Here is a 5,397-nt window from a genome sequence, read left to right as displayed (position 1 = left end):
CCTCTGGTAATCGTGGTTGTTTCTTACAACGGATTCCCAGTATGAATCCCAGGTACTGGACAAGATCCTCTTTATGCCCTTGAATCCGGGCTTGTTAAGAATGATTCCCAGTTCTTTCATGAAGGCGAGTCTCTCGTAGTTGGGCTGAATATCTTCCTTTATTACTTCCTTGAGGAGCTCGTTGTCCGGATCCAACAGTCTTTCCATGATATCCCGGTGATGGTGAAAGGATATGGCCCTTGTAAGTAATGCCTTGAGACATAGATCCTCTATTTTGAGATCACTCGCATCTGCAAGGAAGAAGGCAGCCGATAGAAAGCTGTGCGGAATATGAGGATCCAGTGATGATACAGAAAGAGGATCGATTTTGATCGATTTCCTCAAGCCATTCTGAAAGGGCGTGTAGTTCTTCCCCAGGTCATGGTAGACTGCTGCTATTCTTAATAATTCGTTCAAATCGGGGAATGATTTAGGCCAGGAACTCTTTATTCTATTCCCATACTCGTCTAGTAGTGACAGGGCGTTATCGACCACAGCCTTCGTATGGACGAAGAGCGTCTCAGGTGGTTTCGACTTGGCATAGATCACAACTCCAGCCAAACAGGGTCCCCCTCTTCATCTATTCTTGCTTCCTCTATGTTTGGCCTTTCAATATAGAAGTAATCTCCCCATTCGAACTCTCGGATTACTGAGGGTGGTGCCTTTTTCTTTCCCTGTTGCGGCACTTCCCTATACGAATAGGTCAACGGCAATCTGTGAAGCGTGCCGGAAATACCAAGTGAATCTGCCATCTGCTTTGGGATAAATGCGGGCTGGCCATACTCTTCTTCAGTTTCAGGGTCGTTTACTTGCACGAGGCCCGCGCTAACGATCTCAACAAGATCTTCTGCCCTCCCCAGAAAAGGGTAGTATGGCGGCGAACCGAAGACATGAAGGATCTTCTCAAGGAGTAGGTGGTCTTTAGAAGCTATGTGTAATGTAAGCGTAACTCCATTGAGTACGTTAACTACGATCGGTCTTTTCTTTTCAATGAAAGTATCTTTTTTTACTTGTGAAATCTTCTTATACCACTGGTAATCCTCCATGATGCCATTGTGAGAGCCCTGAATACTGAAACTAAGCCCCGGAATAAGGCCATCGGCACCCAGAAGGCTGTGTATCATTCCATTTACAGTACAGGGTGTAGGAAGCGGATAACTCTCGACTATCTCCAGCGAGAAAGGGATTCTGTAGACCGCCGTCTCTTGGTATAACTTCGCTTTAAGAAGTTCCATAAGATCACTGCCCGCTGTATACAGACTCGACCAGATTCTTCATTCCCTCTATCGCCTGTTCGGGCGACAGGACACTTTCGTCGAAATCGTTTCCCCAGTAGCCTTTTCGTGCGCCGATAAATGTTTCACCATCATCTATAGATTCGGATATTTCCTTTATTGGGTCAAGATCTATTACTGGTTTGTCTCCGTCCCAGGTAATCGAAATGGCGTTCATGAAAAACGGATTCTTTATCTTATAGACTCCTCCTGCAATGAAGACTGGTTTCAGATCTTCTCTTCTACCGCGGATATCTCTGTAGAGATACTTGATTATCTCCAGTAGTTCACAAACTCTCTTGCTTCTCTCTTCAGTAGAAACCTCTACCTTTCTTTCCTCTTCAGGCAGCGATAGATTCCATGCTTCGGTACCCACTCTGTCGAGATCGACCGTAACGGTGTACCTGTAGAGAGATCTGTGATTCTCGGCGTTCGCAATGTTAGGTTGTTTTCCAGCTCTGTCGGCTAGCCATTTGTTCGTCTGGAACTCTACTTCATAGTTGAATGGTTCAAGGGCGATTGCGGGAGTTAGTCTTACAGGGGCAACTCTGGTTGCCGTTTTATCGTCACTACCTTTGCTTTTTGTCTTCATATAACCGAACAGATCGATCTCGGGAGAGGCGGCTATGCTCTCTTCTTCAGCAAATTGAACTACTTTGCTTTCACTATTAAATGAAGAAAGTCTCCAGCCAAAGCTCTCGTTGCCCATCTTGACTATGCTGTATCTGAGAGACTGTCTGGAGGAGAAATCGTACTCATTTCCATTTGCACGCTTAAGCTTCTTGAGAGTGGCCACATTTCCGAAACCCTCACCGAAGTTCAATGATTGTCCTTCCACTACAACGGTTAATGTCAAGCCCCTGTTGTACTTTTCCATTACTGGTTACCTCCTTTATCTTCGTTGTTGTCTATTCCTTTTCCCATAAGGAATCCCGTCATAAAGGCAAAGGCCTTCTCTTTGAAAGTAGCGGCTTGAGACTCGCTAAGAAGCCCCACTATCTCCTCTGGAATTGATCTGTCGCTGTTTATGTATATCTTCAGTAGATTTTCGTAGAACTCCTCGGCTTTGTTGTTGTGGATGAGCGAGAGGAGAACGTAAGACATTCTCTTCTTTTTTTCCAGCTCAAAGTGTGTGAAATCTCTCTGACCTATTTCCTGATACTTTCTCAATATGCCATAGTTACCTCTTTCGCCCATGTTCTTTGCACCTCCATCTATCTCCGATCTAATTGAGTTTCTTCTTGCGGATAAGACAATTGTATTGAAAGCAGATATGAGCAACCAGACGAAATACTTATCGTTCTTTACAAAAGTTCTCAGAGCAAGAAAGACCGGTTCCATTAAGTCTTTGCCACTAATGAGGTTCTTTAGAACCACTTGTTTCATATAGCCTTCTTCGTTTGTTCCTTCATTCAAAGGTATGCTTCCTCTTATGTTCTTAAGGTTCGTATCCACAGTCTTGGGATCGGCAAAGAGTCTAGCGACATCGGGAGAAAAACTATAAGTTTTGAGATTTGGAGTATCATCCTGTCGCTTTGCAAGCATCTCTATAAACTGCATATTCTCAAGTGACCACTGCGATTTCCTCTTTATGTGGCCTGATAGAGATAGCTCTATAACTCTCTCATATAGGGTCTCCCCCTTCTCAAGGGAGTGTATAAGAGAGATTCCTTCGTTCAAATTGAACAGTTCTTCTATTCCAAGAGCCGCAAGGTTTACGAACACCTCGTTTGTCTTGTCAACATGATCGTAAGGCTTCCTGGTCAATCCAGCGTAAGCGCAGACCAGTAAGAACCTGCAGACTGGACAAACGTACATATGCGGTTCCAGATCAAAGAAATAGTTCATGAAACTATCCGGACTTACTCCAAGGGAAGAGAACAAAGATTTCGAGAAGATGGATTTTCCTTTCTCAAGAGGTTTTGACCTTACCCTTGAACACAATGAACAGAGTGGCTGAGAATCATCCTGTGTTTCATTAATTGAACTGGTGGCGGGGATTACGAATTCTTCTTCTATGAGTTCTGCTCGTTTCTCTGTCTTACTAGACGGATTTGCTATGAGATTCAGATTTGGGTAATAGTTTAGAAGCCAGTTGAATTCATTGGGAAACTTCGAGAGTTTTTCAAGTGTTTTTGCTATCTGTTTCTTCCTTTTGGTTAGAGATTCTTTGTTCTTCGGCTTTTCTGTCAGTTGTTTGTTTGTTTCATTCAGCGCCTCTTCAAGCTTCCCAACCGCAGTCTGTATCTGTACTTTAAGGTTCTCCTTATAGGGAAGATCGGTCAGAATTTCCTTTGTAAACCAGTAGAGACTGTAGGCAAGATACTTGTGCCCGAAGTTATCCAACAGGTCTTCTGTCAGCTCTATTGAACCGTCTTCGTTGAAGAGCGTGGTGATATCCACACCAGAATGCTTCAAGATTCTCAGCAGACCTACTATTCCCATGTTTATTAGCCAGTTAGATGCGTAGACTTTCATGATATCAGCTCCAGCATTCCAAAGCCCTGCGACGTCCTCGTTCCTATTCCAGCATCATACAGGAACTGAAGCATATTGGTCGAAGAGATTAGTTCGAAAATCCCTTTGAATCCTGTGTGGTAGGTTCCCATGTGCTTCACCACTACTCTTTTCAGCTCAAGAGGAATAAGCTCTACGCTTCCTTCAAACTCCTCTGAGAAGTATTCTTCATATCTCACTTTGCAGAAGTGATTAAGGCTGCCATAGAAGGCATCTTCTCCAGGCAGCAGATATCTTGATCCAATATCTGGATTTGATTTTATTAAGACGGGACAGATAGAACGAACACGGATTCTATCTTTAGATCTGATAAGAGTGTTTACAGGCGTAATGTCTTTGAGCTTGATCTTTGAGCCAAAGATTGCGTATTCGCGGTTCTTCCTGAGCCCGTTATAGATCATTGCTATGAGTTTGGTGTCTGGGCTGGAGAGTTCAAAGAGAAACGTTGGGGAATTCAGAACAATATTCTCCCTCTTCTTGTCTATTCGCATATCCTTTCCAAAGCAACAGTTGAAGACGATATTTCTGCCGGCACGTCCACCGTAAACTCTTTCAAACTCTTTTTCAGAGGAAGTTCTTAGTGATTCCTTTATAAGCGACATGAATCCCTTTCGGTAGTCCAGAGGAAAGGGATCCGGAGTTTCATATGTTGCGAGCAATCGCAAAATCATCACCTCAATTCATCTTGTACAATGTTATTCATATGAAAATTGTTGGTAGAATGCTAATGTAACGCTTTGCTTTAGTTAAGTGCCACTATACTTGACACATGCCTTAATAAGAACTAATTTAAGTACATTATATCTCTTGTAACATAAAAATCAAAAATCAAGATATCTTTCAGTTCTCTTTCTAAACAATCTGGCCGTTTTCACGTTTCCACAGAAAAGAAGGGTTAGAAATCTCAAGTGACTTTTCAATCGGATCAGCTAGTTAAGATTAGACTGGCATATGAGAAGCGAAAGACTTTCTTCCCTGTAGTAGGTGGTAGAAGCATCGCCAATTCGAAGGGTTATCGGTTCTAATCCAAATACCAATGTAGGCAAAAGTAATAAGAGAAAGAAGATAGTTCTTCTCATTTCGATCCTCCTTCTCTCGTTCCAAGCATCCCCAAAAAAATGACCGAATCCAAACAAAATTATAAAGGAGTTTACATTGAAATCAAAATTGACGATTTTGATTGTTAAAAAGAAGACCCGGCTTTGAAGCCGGGCTATAAAAGAAGGTGAAATACAGTGGGTTTGTTTGTGTTCTAGTCGCTCAGAAACATTACGTTTCTCAATCGCTATCTGCAAATAACTATCATTTCACCAGCACCTTCATCGCCGTCTTCCAAAGGCCCTTATTAAGGAACATGACGACGAGGTCTATGAAGACATCCAGAATGAAGTCGAAGAATTCTGGATCGATCTTCCACTCTTCATCCGGAAGCGCGTCCTTTATCATCTGTTTCACTTTCTCTTTCTTCTCAGCCCCGTTGCCGGGAGATTCTACGTAACTAGCGAAGACGGTTATTAGAGAAATCAATTGTCGTATGAAATCCATGGTTACCTCCTGTTGACGTCGT

Annotated in this window: 6 protein-coding genes; all 6 read right to left on the bottom strand. The window is 42.8% G+C overall.

All coding sequences use genetic code 11. From position 1 onward, the window contains the following. A partial coding sequence (locus ENN47_10840) for a CRISPR-associated endonuclease Cas3'' (GenBank protein ID HDP78654.1) occupies positions 1-600 on the bottom strand: 600 nt, incomplete at its 3' end. Next, complete coding sequence (cas5b, locus tag ENN47_10835; protein HDP78653.1) at positions 585-1,274, bottom strand: type I-B CRISPR-associated protein Cas5; 690 nt, start codon at positions 1,272-1,274, stop codon at positions 585-587. The genes ENN47_10840 and cas5b, both read right to left, overlap by 16 nt. 4 nt (positions 1,275-1,278) lie before the next feature. Continuing rightward, positions 1,279-2,190 carry a type I-B CRISPR-associated protein Cas7/Cst2/DevR gene (cas7i, locus tag ENN47_10830; protein HDP78652.1) on the bottom strand — a complete coding sequence of 304 codons (912 nt, stop codon included), beginning with the start codon at positions 2,188-2,190 and terminating at the stop codon, positions 1,279-1,281. Beyond that, positions 2,190-3,791 (bottom strand): type I-B CRISPR-associated protein Cas8b1/Cst1, encoded by a 1,602-nt coding sequence (cas8a1, locus tag ENN47_10825; GenBank protein ID HDP78651.1) that lies wholly within the window; start codon positions 3,789-3,791, stop codon positions 2,190-2,192. The genes cas7i and cas8a1 overlap by 1 nt, the downstream gene beginning before the upstream one ends. Further along, positions 3,788-4,501: a CRISPR-associated endoribonuclease Cas6 gene (cas6, locus tag ENN47_10820; protein ID HDP78650.1), complete on the bottom strand. Its 714-nt coding sequence runs from the start codon at positions 4,499-4,501 to the stop codon at positions 3,788-3,790. The genes cas8a1 and cas6 overlap by 4 nt, the downstream gene beginning before the upstream one ends. 631 nt (positions 4,502-5,132) lie before the next feature. Next, positions 5,133-5,375, bottom strand: a complete 243-nt coding sequence (locus tag ENN47_10815; GenBank protein HDP78649.1) for a hypothetical protein — start codon at positions 5,373-5,375, stop codon at positions 5,133-5,135. Positions 5,376-5,397: the final 22 nt, after the last annotated feature.

Origin of the sequence: Mesotoga infera, from assembly GCA_011045915.1 — a bacterium.
Lineage (GTDB): Bacteria > Thermotogota > Thermotogae > Petrotogales > Kosmotogaceae > Mesotoga > Mesotoga infera_D.
Note: the sequence above shows the minus strand (reverse complement) of the source record. Positions and strands in the feature narration are given on the sequence as shown.

Coding starts and splice junctions, on each gene's coding strand:
- cas5b (HDP78653.1), bottom strand. CDS start 1,274: ATGGAACTTCTTAAAGCGAAGTTATACCAAGAGACGGCGGTCTACAGA.
- cas7i (HDP78652.1), bottom strand. CDS start 2,190: ATGGAAAAGTACAACAGGGGCTTGACATTAACCGTTGTAGTGGAAGGA.
- cas8a1 (HDP78651.1), bottom strand. CDS start 3,791: ATGAAAGTCTACGCATCTAACTGGCTAATAAACATGGGAATAGTAGGT.
- cas6 (HDP78650.1), bottom strand. CDS start 4,501: ATGATTTTGCGATTGCTCGCAACATATGAAACTCCGGATCCCTTTCCT.
- ENN47_10815 (HDP78649.1), bottom strand. CDS start 5,375: ATGGATTTCATACGACAATTGATTTCTCTAATAACCGTCTTCGCTAGT.